This is a genomic window from Vibrio sp. 10N.247.310.23 (assembly GCF_041467155.1).
Lineage (GTDB): Bacteria > Pseudomonadota > Gammaproteobacteria > Enterobacterales > Vibrionaceae > Vibrio > Vibrio crassostreae_C.
This window is the reverse complement of sequence record NZ_JBFSTZ010000004.1, coordinates 36,125-55,637: the sequence shown is the minus strand read 5'-3', so window position 1 is coordinate 55,637 and position 19,513 is coordinate 36,125. Positions and strand designations below refer to the sequence as shown.

The following is a 19,513-nucleotide window of genomic DNA, read 5'->3' as shown; positions in this document are numbered from 1 at the left end:
ATTACCCAATAAAATCGCTATCCCGCCTTAGGGGATATTTGTTTGCCGATGAAACTAATAGCAAACTATTACGGTCTGATTGAGTTAAGATACCTTCAACTCCATTTTGATGACTAAATAGTATGCGACGACTTGCCACATTACTTTTTGTTTGTGTTTCCCTATTCACCCAGCCTGCGTGGGCGCTATTTGGGAACGACAACGCCGAGCCAAGCTTCGGAGGCAATAACAATGGTTTTGTCCCTGTAGACCAAGCTTTCCCTTTCAATTACTACCAGCAAGACGACAAAGTCCTTCTCGACTGGCAAGTAAAAGAGGGCTACTACCTCTATCAACATAGCCTCTCGTTCACCGGGCAAAATCTCGCTATCGGTAATGTTGAATTAGAAGATGGTAAGCCGCACCAAGATGAATTCTTCGGTGAGGTGAGCATTTATACTCAGCCGTTATTCGTGCAAGTTCCTCTGCAGAGTTACCAAGATGGCTCACAGCTGATCGTTAAGTATCAAGGCTGTGCGGACGCAGGGTTCTGCTACCCACCAGAGACTCGTATCATCGACATTGAACCTTTCACAGCAACAGGTTCTGCTAATTCGCAAGGTAGTGACTCACAAGCTTCATCTTCTGCTGGCAACGAAACCGATGTTTCTACGCAACCAACATCTCCGAAAGCAGACGTTGTAAGTAACACGACTCAACAGCCAAATGCCCCTGTTTCAAAAGAAGCAGGCTTAGCCGATAAGCTCGGTGACAGTTGGTGGACCCCTCTATTATTCTTAGCACTCGGTGTTGGTTTAGCCTTTACGCCGTGTGTGCTGCCTATGTATCCGATTCTAACGGGTATCGTTTTAGGTGGTGGCAAACTCAGCCAAGGTCGCGCGCTGATGCTGTCCTTTATTTACGTGCAAGGCATGGCGTTAACCTACACCTTATTAGGTTTAGTGGTTGCTTCAGCAGGCATGCAATTCCAAGCCGCTATGCAGCACCCTTACGTGCTGATCGCGCTGAGTGTTCTGTTCGTGGCGTTAGCAATGTCGATGTTTGGCGTTTATAACCTGCAACTGCCAAGCAGCATCCAAACTTGGCTCAACAACCAAAGCAACAAGCAGCAAGGTGGCAATACCTTGGGCGTATTCGCAATGGGCGCTATCTCTGGCTTGGTGTGTTCACCTTGTACCACGGCGCCATTGTCAGGCGCACTGCTGTATGTGGCTCAGAGTGGTGACCTATTTACCGGTGCAATTGCTCTGTACGCGTTGGCTATGGGTATGGGTATCCCACTGATTTTAGTGGCAGTGTTTGGTAATAAGCTATTGCCTAAAGCGGGCAGCTGGATGAACAAGGTGAAGATCGTATTCGGCTTTATCTTGCTTGCCGCGCCTATCTTCCTGCTAGAGCGCATCATTCCTGAATTGTGGGCAACCGTGCTTTGGTCTGGCCTTGGCTTCATCGCCTTTGGTTGGCTTTACCACAGTAAGAATGCACTGCCATTTGGTGGCTGGAAGCAAAGCGCTGTGGGCATCATTGCGATGCTTGGCCTGTTCGCATCAGCTCAACCTGCGCTCAATTACTGGTTTGCAGAAAAGAGCGTGACGGTAGAACAACACATCCAATTTGCACGCATCAACACGGTTGAAGAACTAGAAATCCAGCTCATCGAAGCGAAGAAACTCGGTAAGCCTGTGATGCTCGACTTCTACGCCGATTGGTGTGTGGCATGTAAAGAATTCGAGAAGTACACCTTCCATCAAGCTGATGTGGAAAACAAGCTTTCTGACTTCGTACTGCTACAAGCCGATGTAACGAGAAACATGCCTCAAGACATTGAACTGCTTAAACAATTACAGGTACTTGGCTTACCTACGATTGAGTTCTGGGATGGTGAGGGTAACCATGTTCCAAATGCTCGTGTAACCGGTTTTATGCCTGCCGATGTATTCTTAAAACACATGCAAAACCACCAGCTATAACGGCAATATTCACTAAAATATAAGCCGAATCGAAAGCCGCACCGCCCCTCCGTAACGAGATGGCAGTGCGGCTTTTTTGCTATTCAGAGTAACGCTTTCTTATTCCGGGGATAAAAGTCGATATGGTTCAGACTTTTAATGCATAGATATTGTCCACATACTCAATCAGGATGATAATAAATATTAACTAAATTGTTAAAAGTATGAACGTCATGGACTCGACCTATACCATCATCATTGCTGATGACCACCCTCTCTTTCGCAACGCCCTGTTTCAGTCAGTTCATATGGCGATCAGTGGTGCGAACCTGCTTGAGGCCGATTCTCTCGATGCCTTACTGACTCTGCTAAAGAAAGAAGGCGAGCCGGATCTATTACTGCTCGACCTGAAAATGCCGGGCGCCAATGGCATGTCAGGCTTAATTCAACTGCGCGCTGAATACCCAGATCTACCGATTGTGGTGGTTTCTGCCAGTGAAGATGCCAGCGTGGTCACTCAGGTGAAGAGCCACGGTGCGTTTGGCTTTATTCCTAAGTCGAGTGATATGCGTGAGTTGGTGAGTGCACTGAATCAAGTGCTGAATGGCGACCCGTTCTTCCCTGAAGGGCTTATCACCAATAATGCAGCGTGTAGCGACCTTGCAGAAAAGATTTCCACACTGACGCCTCAGCAATACAAGGTATTAGGGATGCTTTCTGACGGCTTGCTTAACAAGCAAATCGCGTATGAATTAAATGTTTCGGAAGCGACCATCAAGGCGCATATGACAGCCATCTTCCGTAAACTGGATGTGAAAAACCGAACTCAAGCAGTTATCTTGCTACAAGAAATCCACAATTAAGCTTCGTTTACATCCTCTTCTAAAGTCGTCTTAGGCAAACATAAACCCAGCTTGACGACTTTATGATCATCTATATCTGCAACCACCCAAGTGATGTCATGCCACTCGAAGCTGTCGCCTAATACCGGGTGTGCACCAAGCTCCTGATCAACCAATTGTTTTAGGGTCATTTCTCGCTCTTCTTCCGAGCCAAGTTCAATACCATAACAATCGCTTACCGCAGCGACCGACAACCCAACATCTAAGAAGAAGTCACCAAAGAATCGAGCGGCTTCTTCTGCCAAAGGTGCCTCACTGAAGAGCTCACTTAGGCTATCTAGATCTTTATCTTGACCAAGCACACATAAGATATCGTTCGCCTCTAACACGGTGCTGCCTGATGGGTGAAGCAAGGCATCCTTTCTAAACAGTGCAGTAATTCGCGTTCCTTCCGGCATAGACAAACGCTTTAGTGGTTCGCCCACACACCACTTCTCTTCTTTCAGCTTGTAGACAAACATCTCCCACTCACTAGCAGGGTAAATTTCAATGCCAGTACGAGAAATCGGTGTCGGCGTTGGAGGTAGCGTCACTTGAGCCAATCTCGCGACTTTCATCAAGCTGCCGCCTTGAACAATCAGCGACACCATAACCACGAAGAACGCGATGTTGAAGTAAAGCTGAGCATTAGGCAGGCCAGCCATCATCGGGAACACCGCCAGAATGATCGGTACCGCGCCGCGTAGACCGACCCAAGAAACAAACCAACGTTCCTTGGTGGTAAAGCTTCTGAACGGCAGCAAACCCAACCAAACCGACAGCGGACGAGCAAACAAAATCATACCGAAGGCCAGTGCCAGCGCAGGCAGAGCAATGTCCATCAACGTTGATGGCGTCACCAATAAACCCAATACCAAGAACATCACGATCTGGCTTAGCCACGTCATGCCATCAAGAACATTAAGAATCGAGTGTCGCGAGCGCGTCGGACGATTACCAATGAACAAGCCCACTAGGTAAATCGATAAGATGCCGCTGCCGCCAAGCATGTTAGAGAACGCAAACAGAGCCACGCCCCCACTGAGTACCAGAATGGAATAAAGGCCATCAGCCAATTGTACTCGATTGATTAAGCTCCATAGAACCCAGCCGCCGCCAATACCAACAAGAGTACCGATACCAAACTGCATCGCAAAACTTTGCAGTAGGAAGTTCATTTCCATCTCAGCGTCAGGGTTACCTAACAGCGCAATTAAGGTCACCGTCAGGAAGACCGCCATTGGGTCGTTAGTGCCCGATTCGATCTCTAGGGTTGAGCCAACACGCTCATTGAGACTCTGTCCTTTCAGCAAAGAGAATACCGCTGCCGCATCGGTTGAACCAACAATCGCCCCGACCAAGATGCCCTGCATTAATGACAAGTCAAACAGCCAAGCCGCCATTAATCCGGTTAAGGTTGCTGTACATGCGACACCTATCGTCGCCAGCGAGAGCGAAGGCCAGAAAGCGACCTTGAAGCTCGCCACCTTGGTTCGCATACCGCCATCCAACAGAATCACGGCAAGCGCAAGGTTACTCACCAAGTAGGTCAGTGAGTAATCATCGAAATGAATATTACCGGGTCCATCTTCACCCGCTAACATACCAACGAATAAAAAGATCAAAAGAATCGGAACGCCCAATCGAGAGGACACTTGTGAGAAAAGCACGCTGATGGCGATGAGTACGGCACCAGTCAAGAATAAGTGGTTAATGGTTATTGCGTCCAATTCGTTCCCCCAAAGAATAAAATCCGAGCTTTAAGCCTGTTGATCTTTTGCCACTAGCTTGTTGATCTTCTGCCGTTTAGCAAGGCACGGTCGGTGAAAGTGCCGTTGTTACTATAACAAACTTATGTTTCGCTTCGTGTCATAAGCAGGGCTAAATACCGTTTCTCGGTCATTTAGTTGTTAAATTTTATGACTCGCAGTCTAATTCATCCCTTTTTGTTAGACCTTTGGCTAATTTAACAACATTTTAACATCACATTTTTCTATGATTATGTCTCCTAGCTCCCATATTTCAGTACATTAGCGCTAATACCATCCCGACTAAAGTTGCACAGATCCCTTGACTTATCCTTGCTACATTCTAAATCGTAACATTACGTTAACACGCTATTTTACAAAACGGTTTCACAAAAACAGTTTCTACGAAAACGGAATAAAGGAGAAGGCAATGGCGTTCGAATCTACGGAACATGCTCAAGCCTACTGGAAGGAAAACTTGGGAATTATGGGAACACTGCTCGCGGTCTGGTTTGCGGTGTCTTACGGCGCTGGCATCTTATTTGTGGATGCCCTCAATACCGTTCAGTTTGGCGGGTTCAAGCTAGGATTTTGGTTCGCTCAGCAAGGTTCGATATACACCTTCGTGGCGCTGATATTTATTTACGTTGTCCGCATGAATGCGCTCGACAAAAAATACAACGTACAGGAAGACTAGAGGCTAGAACATGGATATTCAAACTTGGACGTTTATTCTCGTCGGTATTACTTTCGCGGTATATATCGGCATCGCAATCTGGGCTCGTGCAGGGTCTACTAGTGAGTTCTACGTTGCTGGCGGTGGTGTACACCCAGTAGCAAACGGCATGGCGACCGCCGCTGACTGGATGTCGGCAGCATCATTCATCTCAATGGCAGGTATCATCTCATTCGTTGGTTACGACGGTGCGGTTTACCTAATGGGTTGGACAGGTGGTTATGTACTACTTGCGCTATGTTTAGCACCTTACCTACGTAAGTTCGGTCAGTTTACGGTTCCTGATTTCATCGGTGAGCGTTACTACTCGAAAACGGCACGTATGGTAGCGGTATTCTGTGCAATCTTCGTATCGTTTACGTACGTTGCAGGCCAGATGCGTGGTGTGGGCGTTGTATTCTCTCGTTTCCTAGAAGTTGATATTAACCTAGGCATCATCATTGGTATGGGTATTGTGTTCTTCTACGCAGTACTAGGTGGCATGAAAGGCATCACTTATACGCAGGTAGCTCAATTCTGTGTCCTCATTTTCGCCTTCCTTGTTCCAGCAATCTTTACCTCAATCATGATGACAGGTAACCCACTTCCACAAGTTGGTATGGGCTCTACGCTATCAGGCACAGATGTTTACCTTCTTGATAAACTGGATGGACTGACCGAAGAACTCGGATTTACCGCCTATACCGAAGGTAACAAGAGCATGGTAGATGTATTCTTCATCTGTGCGGCTCTAATGGTCGGTACTGCGGGTCTTCCACACGTAATCATTCGTTTCTTCACGGTACCAAAAGTACGTGATGCTCGTATCTCAGCGGGTTGGGCACTACTGTTCATCTCATTGCTATACACAACAGCACCAGGCGTTGCAGCATTCGCTCGTGTAAACATGATCGAAACAATCAACGGCCCTGACATGCAAGGTGTCGCTGCAGCGGACGCACCAAGCTGGTACAAAAACTGGGAAAGCACTGGCCTAGTAGGTTGGGAAGATAAGAACGGCGATGGCAAAATGTTCTACTCGGGCGATGAGCGCAACGAGATGAAGATTAACCGTGACATCATCGTACTGGCTTCTCCAGAGCTAGCGAAACTACCAAACTGGGTTGTAGCACTGCTTGCAGCCGGTGGCCTAGCAGCCGCACTATCAACAGCCGCGGGTCTACTATTGGTCATCTCAACGTCGATTTCACATGACTTGTTGAAGAAAGGCTTCAGACCAAACATGACCGACAAGCAGGAGCTGTTAGCCGCTCGTCTGGCAGCCATGGTCGCGATTGTCGGTGCCGGTTACTTAGGTATTAACCCACCAGGCTTTGTAGCACAGGTAGTAGCGTTTGCCTTCGGCTTAGCCGCAGCATCCTTCTTCCCAGCGATTATCCTAGGTATCTTCTACAAGAAGATGAACAAGGAAGGCGCAATTGCAGGTATGTTGTCAGGTATTGCCTTCACAGCAAGCTACATCATCTACTTCAAGTTCATTAACCCAGCAGCAAGCACACCTGAAAACTGGTGGTTTGGTATCAGCCCAGAAGGCATCGGTACGCTAGGTATGTGTCTAAACTTCGTAGTATCGATTGCTGTAAACAAAGTAACTGCTGAAGTACCACAAGATGTACAAGATATGGTTGAGAACATCCGTTACCCGAAAGGTGCAGGTGAAGCTCACGACCACTAAGCACGACCATTAAACAAAGATGTTTAGCAAAAAATGAATCAGTACTTACATTGTAGGGATTAGGTACTGACTCCAGAAAGCCGATACTTCGTGTATCGGCTTTTTCTTTTTCTGCTCACTTTATAAAAAGATAAACAAAGGGTTGTTTTTAAAATTTTATTTGATAATAATTATCATTAGCATCCAATAAAGAGATGCAGATGATGATGAAAGAGCAGCAGGTTCTCTATTCGAGATTTTACAAAGCACAGGATCGCTTTGCTTCATTAGAACAAGTTCAAGGCCATGAGCCGTTTGTAATTCGAGAGTATATCGAGTGTGCACTGACGCTTTCGGCTTACTATGAAAAGCATGCCGCTCAAGAAAACATCTTGTTGTGCGAGCTGTATCTACGCCAAGTTTTCTTTCATTTGATTGAAGCGATTGAGTCTCCTCAGCGCAGTTTCGCCTTTCGTCATATCTGCCTAGACTCTATTCACTCACCACTATTTTATTTGAAGCGCCACTACTGCCAGCAACCTCAAGGCCAAGCGCGTTTTTTGAATCTCAGCCAAACACTACAACAAGTCCAAGCCCCACTTGGCTAACAAGGATAGAACATGACCCTACAATTTCGGATTGAAAAAGACAGCATGGGCGAAGTGAAAGTCCCTGCCGATGCGCTATACCAAGCACAAACTCAGCGTGCAGCGGATAACTTCGCGTTTAGCTCTCACAAGATGCCGACCAGTTTTATTCAAGCACTGGCGTTAATTAAACAGGCAGCGGCAGATACCAATGCTCAGTTAGGTCTACTGGAAGGTGATATTGCCAACGCGATAGCCGAAGCCAGCCAAGAGATCATTGAGGGTAAACACCTCGATCAATTCCCTATCGATGTCTACCAAACCGGTTCAGGTACCAGTTCCAACATGAATGCCAATGAAGTGATTGCTACGCTTGCCTCAAGAAGCTTGCAAGGCGACGTGAACCCCAATGATCACGTCAACATGGGCCAAAGCAGTAACGATGTGGTGCCAACCGCAATTCAAGTGAGCGTTGCTTTGATGGCTGAAAATAAGCTATTACCTGCATTAACTCACCTTTCTGAAGCACTCACCATCAAACAACAGGAACTTGCGGAGGTCGTGAAGACCGGCCGCACTCATCTAATGGATGCGATGCCAATGACCTTTGCTCAAGAGCTAGGTGGTTGGAAATTTCAGATAGAACACGCTAAGCAAGCAATAGAGAACACCCTGCCCGCTATCAAGGCTTTAGCACAAGGTGGTACTGCGGTTGGAACAGGGATCAATGCTGACCCACGCTTTGCCGATAAGTTTGCGAGTAACCTGTCTCAATCGACAAAGATCAGTTTTAGCTCGAGTGAAAACTTCTTTTTTAGCCTCAGCAGTCAAGACGCGATCGTTGCGCTGTCAGGTCAGCTCAAAACGGCAGCAGTTGCGATCATGAAGATCTCAAACGATCTTCGCTGGATGAACTCTGGGCCGTTGGCTGGCTTAGGGGAAATTGAATTACAGGCTCTACAACCAGGCTCATCGATCATGCCTGGCAAGGTAAATCCTGTGATTCCAGAAGCTGCAGCTATGGCGGCGGCGCAAGTCATTGGCAACGACACCACCATTACCGTAGCCGGACAATCAGGTAACTTCCAACTTAATGTGATGCTGCCAGTGATTGCTCATAACGTGTTGGAAAGTATTGAGTTATTGGCAAACAGCTCAGTCGCTTTAGCGGACAAAGCCATCGCGACCTTCACGGTACGCCAAGACAATCTCGATTTGGCACTGTCAAAGAACCCAATCCTAGTGACCGCACTTAACCCTGTGATTGGCTACTTGAAGGCGGCTGATATTGCCAAGAAAGCTTACAAAGAAGGCTTACCAATTCTGGATGTCGCAGAAAGAGAAACCGATCTTAGCCGAGAAGAGCTCAGTAAACTGCTTGATCCAACCACACTGACACAAGGTGGCATTGCTGGTTAGTTATTGAATTAACAAGCGAATCGGCGTTCGCAAAAAAAACAGAGACAAAAAAGGCCTCATCTGAGGCCTTTTCACTATCCGCTCACGAACGTACTAATCCGAGCCTGTTAACCCAAACTAGCTCACTCGATTCAAGACCGCTCTTAACTTAAGTGGCTTCACTGGCTTGGCAATAAAGCGAAAGCTGTTGGCCTTTATCGCTGCCAACATGTCATCGGTTCTATCGGCACTAATGATGACCCCTTCAAAAGAGTCTCCGAGGCGCAAGCGACACTGCTGCAGGACTTCGAGACCCGTTCTGCCATTATCTAAACGGTAATCAGAGAAAATCACATCAGGTAGCCAACCCTCATCTAGGCACTGCAAGCTTTCGACCAAATCAACCGCCGTCTTAACCTCACAGCCCCAACGTCCGATCAGGTTTTCCATACCGACTAAGATTTCTCGTTCATTATCGACACACAATATCTTGAGATGTTCGATGTCGCTGGTCGCCATTGGCGTCGAAGCTTGCACAACTGGAGCCACTTTTTCCGCTCTAGCTAAAGTGATGGAAAAGACACTGCCTTGCCCCGGCCATGAGCGCATCGAAATTTGATGGCCAAGCACATGAGCAATACCTTTCGAGATTGCTAACCCTAACCCCAATCCTTGATCGGCTCGTACTTGGCTGCCACGAGTAAACTCTTCAAAGATTTCTTGTTGCTTGTCTTCATCGATACCGGTTCCATTATCCCACACATCAATTCGAACCTGTCCATTGACTCTTCTCGCACCCAGTACCACTTTCCCTTCCGGGTTGTAGCGGAACGCATTGGTCAAAAAGTTCTGAATCACACGCCTCAACAGCTTAGGGTCTGAATGAATGAACAATGACGACGGAATCATCTTAAACTCAATTTTCTGTTGTCTCGCTAGAGCGCTAAATTCCGCGTTCAAATTGGTTAATACGTCATGCACGGCAATCGCGTGAATGTTGGTTTCTAACTTTCCGGACTCCAATCGAGAGATATCTAGCAAGTCACCAATCAAATCTTCTGCGGCGCCAAGTGCACTCTCGATGTGAGATGACAATTGCTTCACCTCTTGCTCTTTTGCCACCTCAGACAGTGACGAAGCAAATAGACGTGCGGCATTGAGCGGCTGCATCAAATCGTGGCTTACCGCGGCTAGAAAACGACTCTTAGATTGTGATTCTTGATCCGAAATCTGCGTGGCTTTTACCAAGCGATGATTCAGTTTTTCGAGCTCTTGAGTTCGCTCATGCACTCTCGATTCCAAGCTTTCATTGGCATCTTTTAGCGCTTGCTCTGCTTGTCGGAATACCGTGATGTCGGTAAAGCTCATCACAAAACCACCACTTGGCATTGGGTTACCTTGCACCTCAATCACTCGGCCATCAGGACGAATACGAGAAGAGGTGTGTCGAGTGCCTTGCTCAAGGTGATAAACACGGCGGCGAACGTGATCTTCCGGGTCACCTGGGCCACACAACCCTTGCTCGGCATTATGACGAATCACGTCTGAAATGGGTCGCCCAACCTGAATCAAACCCGCAGGGAATTCAAACAATTCTAGGTAACGCTGATTCCATGCAACCAGCCTCATTTGTTTGTCGATTACTGCGATGCCTTGGCCAATATGTTCAATCGCGCCTTGCAGTAAACCGCGACTGAAGTCGTACAGCTCCGAGGCTTCATCAACGATGGTCGCGACTTCTTCAAGCTGCATGTTTCTTCCCTGCAAAGCAGAAGTAAGTACTAACTTAGCAGATGAAGCACCGAATACACCGGCGAGCACGCGCTCTGCGTGTCGAATCAGACTCGCAGGCGCTTGTTGATTAGGAAGCAGCGGCTGCCCGTGTTGTTGCCAATAGCTGTGTAAAGCACTTTTCGCACGCTTACGGCCCACAAAACGCGACGCCAGCATCTCTAATTCAGCGACCGTCACTCGGTTCTGGTAAAGGCTGATATTCTCGTTTTCAGGCAGCGGCGTGCCAACAAATGCTGCTGATTGTAAGCGCTCACTTAGGCTTGGGCGAGTCGTCATCGAAACCACGGCATAGCACAAGGTATTAAGTACAATACTCAGCACAATGCCCCAGTTTGAACTGCTGATATTCCAGCTACTGAGCAGTTCTGGCGGCGTGATAATCCACAGTAAAAGGTTACTTTCACTGTCGCCAGCCAACATGCTGGTTTGGCTCATCAAGGTAATCAGCCAAATCAACGAGCCCACCATTAAGCCGACATACACGCCCTTGCGGTTACCCGGGCGCCAGTACAAACCACCAATAAGTGCTGGCGCGAATTGAGCAATCGCAGCAAAGGAAAGAAAGCCAATCGCTGACAGTGAATGGATGGTATCGAGCGCCTGATAAAACAGCCAAGCACCCAGTAACAGCAGTAAAATTAGCCCGCGGCGAATCACCAATAGCAGGCCAGAAAAGTGTCGATGGGTTCTTTGAGTTAGGCGCATACGGCGCAGTAACAATGGCATCACTAAATCATTCGACACCATGATCGCCAAGGCGATGGTCGACACTATCACCATGCCACTTGCCGCAGACGTACCACCAAGGAAAGCCAGCAAGGCAATGTGATTAGCGCCTTCTGACATTGGCACACTGATCACATAGGTATCCGCTGGCATACCAGTAAGTAGTCCTTGTCCTGCCCAAGCAATTGGCAGCACGAACAGTCCCATCAAAATCAGGTAAAGCGGAAACAACCAACGAGCGGTATGCAGGTCTTGAGGACGTTCGTTCTCTACCACCATGGTATGGAACTGGCGTGGCAGACAGACAATCGCCAACATGGTTAAAACGGTATGAATAATTAAGGTCGGAATATTGGGTGATTCGTAGGTGGAAGCCGCCACATCAAGCAAGTCGATCTTGTCGCTGCTCATCGCCAGATACATGATGAATAGGCCAACGATCAGGAATGCCGCGAGCTTAACGATGGATTCAAACGCCACCGCCATCATCATGCCACGGTGATGCTCTGTGTTATCAATGTGTCTTGTACCAAACAGCATGGTAAAAATAGCCAAAGCACCGACCACAAACCAAGACACATGATAGTCCTGATAACCGAAGTCAGCCGCTAGGTTGGGCGCAACAATATCCAACCCCATGGTAATACCACGCAGTTGCAGAGCGATATAAGGAAGGATACCGACCACGGCGATAACCGTCACCGCCACAGCTAAGCCCTGAGATTTCCCGTAACGAGCCGCGATAAAGTCGGCAATGGAGGTGATGTGCTCCCGCTTCGCAATCAGGATCAGCCGCGCCAAGATCCGCCAGCCTAGTGTAAAGACCAGAATCGGGGCGAGATAAATGGGTAAAAAAGACCAAGGGTTATTGCTCGCCTGCCCGACAGTTCCATAGAAGGTCCAAGAGGTACAATACACGGCAATCGAAAGGCTATAGATCCACGGACGCCAACGCGATAGCCAACGAACCTGCCTGTCTCCATACCAAGCGATCAGAAATAACACGCCCAAGTAGGCTAAAGAGACTGGAATTACTATCCATCCTTGCATTGAAAACCCTTTTTCATCCATAAAAAAACCTCTCCATAAGGGAGAGGTTTCATTTAACTAAGGATGGGTGATTAACTCAATCGCATCGCTTAAATTCTGTGCTTTAGACTCTAATTATCAGCATTTGCTGTGAGATTCTGACTGTTCCGAATCTGATTGATTAATCTCAACCACTGAACTTCTTTCATCCAACTTAATGAACAGAGCAAGTGCACCCATTGCAGCCATGCCCCAGAAGATATTTGCGCCCCAAAGCTCATAACCCCAACCACTTAAGGTGGTCATCAGTGCAATAAAGGCACCTAATGGAATCGCGTTATACAGGGCTTGTAGCGCAACCATCTTGTTTTGTTCTTCAGATTGGATGTATTGAATCGCGGCGATGTGTGCCATGGCAAATGTCACACCGTGCAGCAACTGCACCATCACCAGTGCAAAAATCGCCGTGGTTGATGCGGTTATACCCCAACGCGCCATCACCCCAATAGCCGCGACGACAAACAAAGTACGCAGTGACCAGCCTGAGAATAATCGCTTACTCAGAGCAAATACGGCCACTTCAGCAACAACACCTAAACTCCACAAATAACCGATGATAGCTTCTGAGTGACCCGCTTCTTTCCAATAAATCGCACTAAAACTGTAGTAAGCCGCATGACTACCTTGCAGCAGCGCCATCAAGGCTAAAAACTTTACCACTGACGACTCACGCAGCAGTTCACCTAGTTTTGGTCGCGCCGCTTGTTGCTCAGATTGTGTTACTGGCATCACATTGGGGTTTCTCATCGCAAGAATCAATGACAGCAACACACCGGCAAGCGCAGTATACAAAATCATGTCAGTGCCGAATTGTGCCACCAAATAGCCAACAACCGTTGAACCTGCGATAAAGGCAATTGATCCCCAAAGACGAGTTCGGCCGTAGTCGAGCATTTTCAAACGACTGTAATGGTTAGCCATCGCATCAGAAAGAGGAATGATCGGCCCACAACAGAGGTTAAACAGTACCGTTGCCAACAACATCAGTATAAAGCTGCCACCGGTGAAGAAGTGGAAACCGACAAACAGCAGCGCAGCGAAACTCAAACAGCGTAGCGCTGGCATCAAGTGTTCCACTTTATGGATACGCGGCGTAATCACTAAGTTGGCCACACAACGAGTCGCAAAGCCGATACCAATCAATACGCCAATATCACCAGCAGACACGCCTTGGTCTTCAAACCACAACGCCCAAAATGGCAAATACACGCCATACGCAAAAAAGAAACCAAGAAAATACTGAGAGATCCAGCCATAGGGTGAAGGGCTAAACATAAATGACCTATAAAGTGTGCGGAAAAAGGCAGCACCAATTATGCCTATCTCGCATACGATGAAAAAGGGAATTATTACTGGGATAGTATTCCCATATTCAATGGGTCTGGATATCGCATTTCAACAAGAGATTTCACGCTCATCAATACTCATACTCGCATTTAGACTAAAGTCGTCTGGAGCTTCGCTGGTATTTTGTCAGACTGATTAAAGACTCCCATTTCTTCTTGTGATGCTTATGCCTGACAAATTTAATATGCAGCACCCGCCCTTCGATAGCCTGTCCGACGCCGAACAGTTGAAGCTTCGCTCTTCATTAGACGTGGTGTATTACCGCTCTCAAGAAGTGATACTGGAAGCTGAAAGGCCGAGCCGACACCTGCATATTTTGATCAAAGGAGCTGTTGAAGAGCGCGCGAGCAGTGATGGTGAGATTTACGCACACTATGCCAATGACGATATTTTTGATGTCCGCAGCCAGTTTGAACCCCACACCAAACACCAATATATCGCACTCGAAGATACATTAAGTTATCTGCTGCCCACCGATATTTTTCTTGAGCTTTACCACGCCAATGGCCAATTCGCTGCCTACTTTGATAGCAACCTATCAACACGAAAAGCTTTGATAGAAGCCGCCCAGCAGCAACAGAATCTTGCCGAGTTTATATTAACCAAAGTGGATGACTCTATCTATCACCCACCACTGATACTTGAACCAAACCAACCGATCAACCAAGTCACTCAAACCCTTAAAGAACAAGGGTTAGACTCGGCCCTAGTCCATTTGGAACATAATGATCCAAAAGCTTTTGGATCATCATATTCCTTGCCGTATGGAATCGTCACTCGAACCAATTTATTGCATGCTGTGATGCTCGATAATTTCACACTGGATGCGCCTGTCGGTGAGATCGCAACGTTTCCGGTGATGCACGTGAACCAAGGCGATTTCTTATTTAACGCCATGATTACCATGACCAGAAATCGAGTAAAAAGGTTGATGGTTTGTGATGGTAAAAATGCGGTCGGCATGGTGGATATGACACAGATTCTCAGTGCATTCTCCACACACTCCCACGTTCTTACTTTGCGTATTGCGCGCGCCACCAGCGTTGAAGAATTGGCAATGGCATCCAACAAACAACGTCAACTGGTCGAGAGCTTGCTCAGTAATGGGATTCGCACACGCTTTATCATGGAGCTGATTTCTGCGGTCAACGAACAGATCATAGAGAAGGCTTTTGAGTTGGTGATCCCACCTGCACTGCATAATCATTGCTGCCTAATCGTGTTGGGTTCTGAGGGGCGTGGAGAGCAAATTCTCAAAACCGATCAAGACAACGCTCTGATTATTCAAGATGGTTTGGAATGGCATCAATGCCAAAGTGCCATGAACGACCTCACCCATACCCTTCAACAATTGGGTTACCCACTGTGCCCGGGCAACGTAATGGTCAACAATCCGAAATGGGTGCATTCAGAACAAGAGTGGAAACAAACCCTCACCCATTGGGTAAAAAAAGCCACGCCAGACACCGTGATGGATATCGCGATCATGGCAGATGCACACGCAGTAGCGGGGAATAGAGAGTTATTAAAACCTGTAAAGCAGCACCTCAGTGATTTAATGCTCGGACAAGAATTGATTCTGACGGAGTTCTGCCGCCCGGCGCTGAACTTCTCAGTTCCCCTGACCCTGTTTGGTAATGTGAAGCAATCTAAGTCCGGACTCGATATCAAACAAGGCGGTATTTTCCCTATCGTGCATGGTGTGAGAGCGCTTTGCCTAGAACATGGTGTCACGGTCAACAACACCTTCGAACGCATTGAGCAGCTGGTCAGCAAGAAAGTATTAGAGCAAAGTACTGCCGATAATCTCAGTGAAGCACTCAAGCAATTCTTTAAGTGGCGCTTAGCCCAAAGGCTTTCTCAGCAGCACAGCAGCAACAAGATTAACGTCAAACTGATGGAACGAGCAGACAGGGATCTGCTTCGTCATAGCCTGCACGTGGTGAAGAAATTCAAGCAATGGCTCGGCTACCACTATCAGATACGGGATTAGGCATTGAACGATGAATAGGTTGGTTCGCTATTACTGGCATCACAAGCTCAAAGGCTCCCTCTATCAGCCTCTGTTTACTGCGCCTATTGATCATGAATATGTATCGCTCGATTGTGAAACCACCAGCCTAGATCCCAATCAGGCAGAATTAGTTACCATTGCCGCGACCAAGATCATCGGTAACCGAATCATTACCAGCCAACCTTTTGAAGTCCGGTTGCGCGCCCCCCAATCGCTCGATTGCAATTCAATAAAAATCCACCGTATCCGTCATCAAGATCTAAAGCACGGCATCGAAGAAAAACAGGCTTTAATCGAGCTACTGAACTTCATTGGAAATCGTCCTTTAGTCGGCTATCACATCCGCTATGATAAAAAAATTCTCGACCGCGCCTGTTTAAAACAGCTTGGATTTCCACTGCCTAACCGATTAGTCGAAGTGAGCCAACTCTATCAAGACAAACTCGAAAGACAGCTGCCCAATGCCTATTTTGATCTCAGTATGGACGCCATCTGTCGCCAACTCGATTTACCTATCCCGGTCAATAAACATGATGCATTACAAGACGCTATCTCCGCTGCGCTGATCTTTGTGCGCCTGAAACATGGTGACCTTCCCCGTTTCAACTCTTCTTATTCTTAATTCAACCACTGGCGCTTCACATAGAGAGCAACATCTCAAAATTGAACTTAACTCGCTATTTTGTAAGTGAAAAGCAGCGTCTCATCCTAAAGTCTAATTGTGGAAATCGCCGTCCTAGCCGAGAGTGATAACACAAAGACGGTTCTGTAATAGACCTAGAAACTGAACACAAAGGAAGTTGCCAGTTCATTAGGAATGTAGGCACAAGGAGAGATGCAATGAGTGAAGCCCACGTTTATCCGGTAAAAGAAAATATTAAATCAACCACACACGCGGATAATGACACTTACCTAGCCATGTACCAGCAATCTGTTTCTGACCCTGAAGGCTTTTGGGGTGAACACGGAAAAATCGTTGATTGGATCAAACCTTTCACACAAGTAAAAAACACCTCTTTCGACCCTGGCCACATTGATATTCGCTGGTTTGAAGATGGCACGCTTAACGTTTCGGCTAACTGTATCGACCGCCACCTTGCTGAGCGCGGTGATGAAGTCGCTATCATCTGGGAAGGCGATGACCCGGCAGATGATAAAACTCTAACTTTTAATGAACTGCATAAAGAAGTGTGCCTGTTTTCGAATGCTCTAAAAGAGCAAGGCGTGCGCAAAGGTGATGTGGTTTGTTTATACATGCCAATGGTGCCAGAAGCGGCAGTAGCCATGCTGGCGTGTACCCGTATCGGTGCGGTTCACACAGTCGTATTTGGTGGTTTCTCACCAGAAGCACTGTCTGGTCGTATTATCGATTCAAATTCTAAAGTCGTTATCACTGCCGATGAAGGCGTGCGTGGCGGCCGTGCTGTTCCACTGAAAAAGAATGTCGATGAAGCACTGACGAACCCTGAAGTGAAAAACATCGAGAAGGTTGTTGTATTCAAACGCACTGGCGGTGATGTGGCATGGCACGAACATCGCGATGTGTGGTGGCACGATGCTATTGCTAATGTATCTGCAGATTGCCCACCAGAAGAGATGAACGCAGAAGATCCACTATTCATCCTTTATACGTCAGGCTCAACAGGTAAACCTAAAGGCGTTATGCACACCACAGGTGGCTACCTTGTTTATGCTGCGATGACCTTCAAATACGTATTCGATTACCAAGAAGGCGAGACTTTCTGGTGTACAGCCGATGTGGGTTGGATTACCGGTCACACATATCTTGTTTACGGACCGCTTGCTAATGGCGCAAAAACGATTCTGTTTGAAGGCGTGCCAAATTACCCGAACACCAGCCGCATGAGCGAAGTGGTCGATAAGCACCAAGTTAATATTCTTTATACGGCGCCAACGGCTATTCGTGCATTGATGGCGAAAGGCAATGAAGCCGTTGAAGGTACTTCTCGTGACAGCCTAAGAATCATGGGCTCAGTGGGTGAACCTATCAACCCAGAGGCGTGGGAGTGGTACTACAAAACAATCGGTAATGAGCAATCTCCAATTGTTGATACATGGTGGCAAACAGAAACGGGCGGTATCTTGATTGCACCGCTACCAGGCGCAACAGACCTGAAACCGGGCTCTGCAACTCGTCCATTCTTCGGTGTGCAACCGGCACTGGTTGATAACATGGGTAACATCATTGAGGGTGCAACAGACGGCAACCTAGTGATTCTTGACTCTTGGCCAGGCCAAATGCGTACCGTTCATGGCGATCATGACCGCTTCGAACAGACTTACTTCTCGACCTTTAAAGGCATGTACTTCACCAGTGACGGCGCTCGTCGTGATGAAGACGGTTACTACTGGATTACGGGGCGTGTCGATGATGTACTTAACGTATCAGGTCACCGTATGGGTACTGCTGAGATTGAATCGGCTCTAGTCGCGTTCGATAAGATTGCAGAAGCCGCGATTGTGGGCATCCCTCATGATATTAAAGGCCAAGCGATTTACGCTTACATCACGCTGAATGATGGTGAGTTCCCAACCGCAGAGCTTCATAAAGAAGTAAAAGACTGGGTGCGTAAAGAGATTGGCCCAATTGCAACGCCAGATGTACTGCACTGGACCGACTCTCTACCAAAAACTCGTTCGGGTAAAATCATGCGTCGTATCCTGCGTAAAATCGCGACTGGCGATACAGGTAACCTAGGTGATACCTCGACACTGGCCGACCCAAGTGTGGTTGATAAGCTGATTGCCGAGAAAGCAGAACTGGCATAAGCAACCAGTCACAGCAGCTAATCACTGTTTAAAACAGCACTTTCTAAACCGTCACCTATGTGGCGGTTTTTTTATGGCTGATCTTGATCTCAAATATCCCGCCCCAAATTAAGGCTAAGACGCTTTTTTGTTAAGTTGGTAACAATTCCAAGCTGTATCAATAGGAGATTAGACCAGTAAATTGCTGCGATTTGCGCTGAATTAGCTATAATCTGGTTCTAATTTTTAAATTTGGGTTTTTCTCACTGGAAATTAACCGCAAATTTTCAATAAAATGGCAACATTCACGTTCGTAAACACGATAAAGGAAGATAGCCCCACGATGTCTACAAAGTTTCGCATTCTAGTTTTAAATGGCCCAAACCTTAACCTGTTAGGCCTTAGAGAGCCCGCACACTACGGTTCTCAAACACTTGACCAGATTATTAGCTCACTGACCGAGCAAGCGAAAGCACACGATGTTGAGCTATCTCACTTACAGTCAAATCGTGAGTACGAACTGATTGAAGCTATCCATAGTGCTTATCAAAATGTTGATTTTATTATTATCAACCCAGCAGCCTTTACACATACCAGTGTGGCACTGCGTGATGCACTACTTGGCGTTGCCATACCATTTATTGAGGTTCATCTATCGAATGTTCACGCGCGTGAACCATTCCGTCACCACTCTTACCTATCTGATAAAGCAGAAGGTGTGATTTGTGGCTTAGGTGCCCAAGGTTATCAATTTGCTTTGACCGCTGCGCTCAGCAAGCTCAACTCAAAGTAAACATAAACAACGAACTATTACTAACCTA

13 protein-coding genes are annotated in these 19,513 nt (G+C 47.2%); 10 read left to right on the top strand and 3 right to left on the bottom strand.

What is annotated here, in order from left to right; translation table 11 throughout:
* The first annotated feature begins 122 nt into the window (after positions 1–122).
* Both AB6D93_RS03990 and AB6D93_RS03985 read left to right on the top strand, forming a co-directional pair.
* The gene (locus tag AB6D93_RS03990; RefSeq protein WP_102333892.1) at positions 123–1,970 is read left to right on the top strand and encodes a protein-disulfide reductase DsbD; all 1,848 of its coding nucleotides are present in this window, start codon (positions 123–125) and stop codon (positions 1,968–1,970) included.
* Between the two features lie 212 nt (positions 1,971–2,182).
* Positions 2,183–2,812, top strand: coding sequence for a response regulator transcription factor (locus tag AB6D93_RS03985; protein WP_102333893.1), 630 nt, complete (start codon positions 2,183–2,185; stop codon positions 2,810–2,812).
* Here the strand turns inward: AB6D93_RS03985 and AB6D93_RS03980 are convergent.
* Positions 2,809–4,560 carry a potassium/proton antiporter gene (locus AB6D93_RS03980; protein WP_102333894.1) on the bottom strand — a complete coding sequence of 584 codons (1,752 nt, stop codon included), beginning with the start codon at positions 4,558–4,560 and terminating at the stop codon, positions 2,809–2,811. The two genes, AB6D93_RS03985 and AB6D93_RS03980, sit on opposite strands and share 4 nt — an antisense overlap.
* A 448-nt stretch (positions 4,561–5,008) precedes the next feature.
* Here AB6D93_RS03980 and AB6D93_RS03975 point away from each other — a divergent pair, with 448 nt between their 5' ends.
* The 4 genes from AB6D93_RS03975 (at position 5,009) to AB6D93_RS03960 (ending at position 8,974) form a co-directional block, all read left to right on the top strand.
* Positions 5,009–5,275 carry a DUF4212 domain-containing protein gene (locus AB6D93_RS03975; RefSeq protein WP_010435433.1) on the top strand — a complete coding sequence of 89 codons (267 nt, stop codon included), beginning with the start codon at positions 5,009–5,011 and terminating at the stop codon, positions 5,273–5,275.
* Between the two features lie 10 nt (positions 5,276–5,285).
* Positions 5,286–6,989: a sodium:solute symporter family protein gene (locus AB6D93_RS03970; RefSeq protein ID WP_017062715.1), complete on the top strand. Its 1,704-nt coding sequence runs from the start codon at positions 5,286–5,288 to the stop codon at positions 6,987–6,989.
* A 200-nt stretch (positions 6,990–7,189) separates the two neighbouring features.
* On the top strand, positions 7,190–7,576 hold the full coding sequence (locus AB6D93_RS03965; RefSeq protein WP_017062714.1) for a hypothetical protein: 387 nt from the start codon (positions 7,190–7,192) through the stop codon (positions 7,574–7,576).
* A gap of 12 nt (positions 7,577–7,588) precedes the next feature.
* A complete protein-coding gene (locus tag AB6D93_RS03960) occupies positions 7,589–8,974 on the top strand; it encodes a lyase family protein (protein ID WP_017062713.1) in 1,386 nt (461 codons plus the stop codon).
* Between the two features lie 117 nt (positions 8,975–9,091).
* On the opposite strand, the gene AB6D93_RS03955 is transcribed toward AB6D93_RS03960, so the two are convergent.
* Together AB6D93_RS03955 and AB6D93_RS03950 are read right to left on the bottom strand one after the other, a co-directional pair.
* The gene (locus AB6D93_RS03955; protein WP_136974344.1) at positions 9,092–12,523 is read right to left on the bottom strand and encodes a PAS domain-containing hybrid sensor histidine kinase/response regulator; all 3,432 of its coding nucleotides are present in this window, start codon (positions 12,521–12,523) and stop codon (positions 9,092–9,094) included.
* 117 nt (positions 12,524–12,640) lie between these two features.
* The gene (locus tag AB6D93_RS03950) at positions 12,641–13,837 is read right to left on the bottom strand and encodes a 3-phenylpropionate MFS transporter (RefSeq protein ID WP_017062710.1); all 1,197 of its coding nucleotides are present in this window, start codon (positions 13,835–13,837) and stop codon (positions 12,641–12,643) included.
* Positions 13,838–14,069: 232 nt separating this feature from the next.
* Here AB6D93_RS03950 and AB6D93_RS03945 point away from each other — a divergent pair, with 232 nt between their 5' ends.
* The 4 genes from AB6D93_RS03945 (at position 14,070) to aroQ (ending at position 19,485) form a co-directional block, all read left to right on the top strand.
* Complete coding sequence (locus tag AB6D93_RS03945; protein WP_102333896.1) at positions 14,070–15,902, top strand: DUF294 nucleotidyltransferase-like domain-containing protein; 1,833 nt, start codon at positions 14,070–14,072, stop codon at positions 15,900–15,902.
* 10 nt (positions 15,903–15,912) lie between these two features.
* Positions 15,913–16,545, top strand: a complete 633-nt coding sequence (locus tag AB6D93_RS03940; protein WP_017062708.1) for a 3'-5' exonuclease — start codon at positions 15,913–15,915, stop codon at positions 16,543–16,545.
* A gap of 218 nt (positions 16,546–16,763) precedes the next feature.
* On the top strand, positions 16,764–18,713 hold the full coding sequence (gene acs, locus AB6D93_RS03935; RefSeq protein WP_009844693.1) for an acetate--CoA ligase: 1,950 nt from the start codon (positions 16,764–16,766) through the stop codon (positions 18,711–18,713).
* Positions 18,714–19,035: 322 nt separating this feature from the next.
* On the top strand, positions 19,036–19,485 hold the full coding sequence (aroQ, locus tag AB6D93_RS03930; protein ID WP_010435475.1) for a type II 3-dehydroquinate dehydratase: 450 nt from the start codon (positions 19,036–19,038) through the stop codon (positions 19,483–19,485).
* Positions 19,486–19,513: the final 28 nt, after the last annotated feature.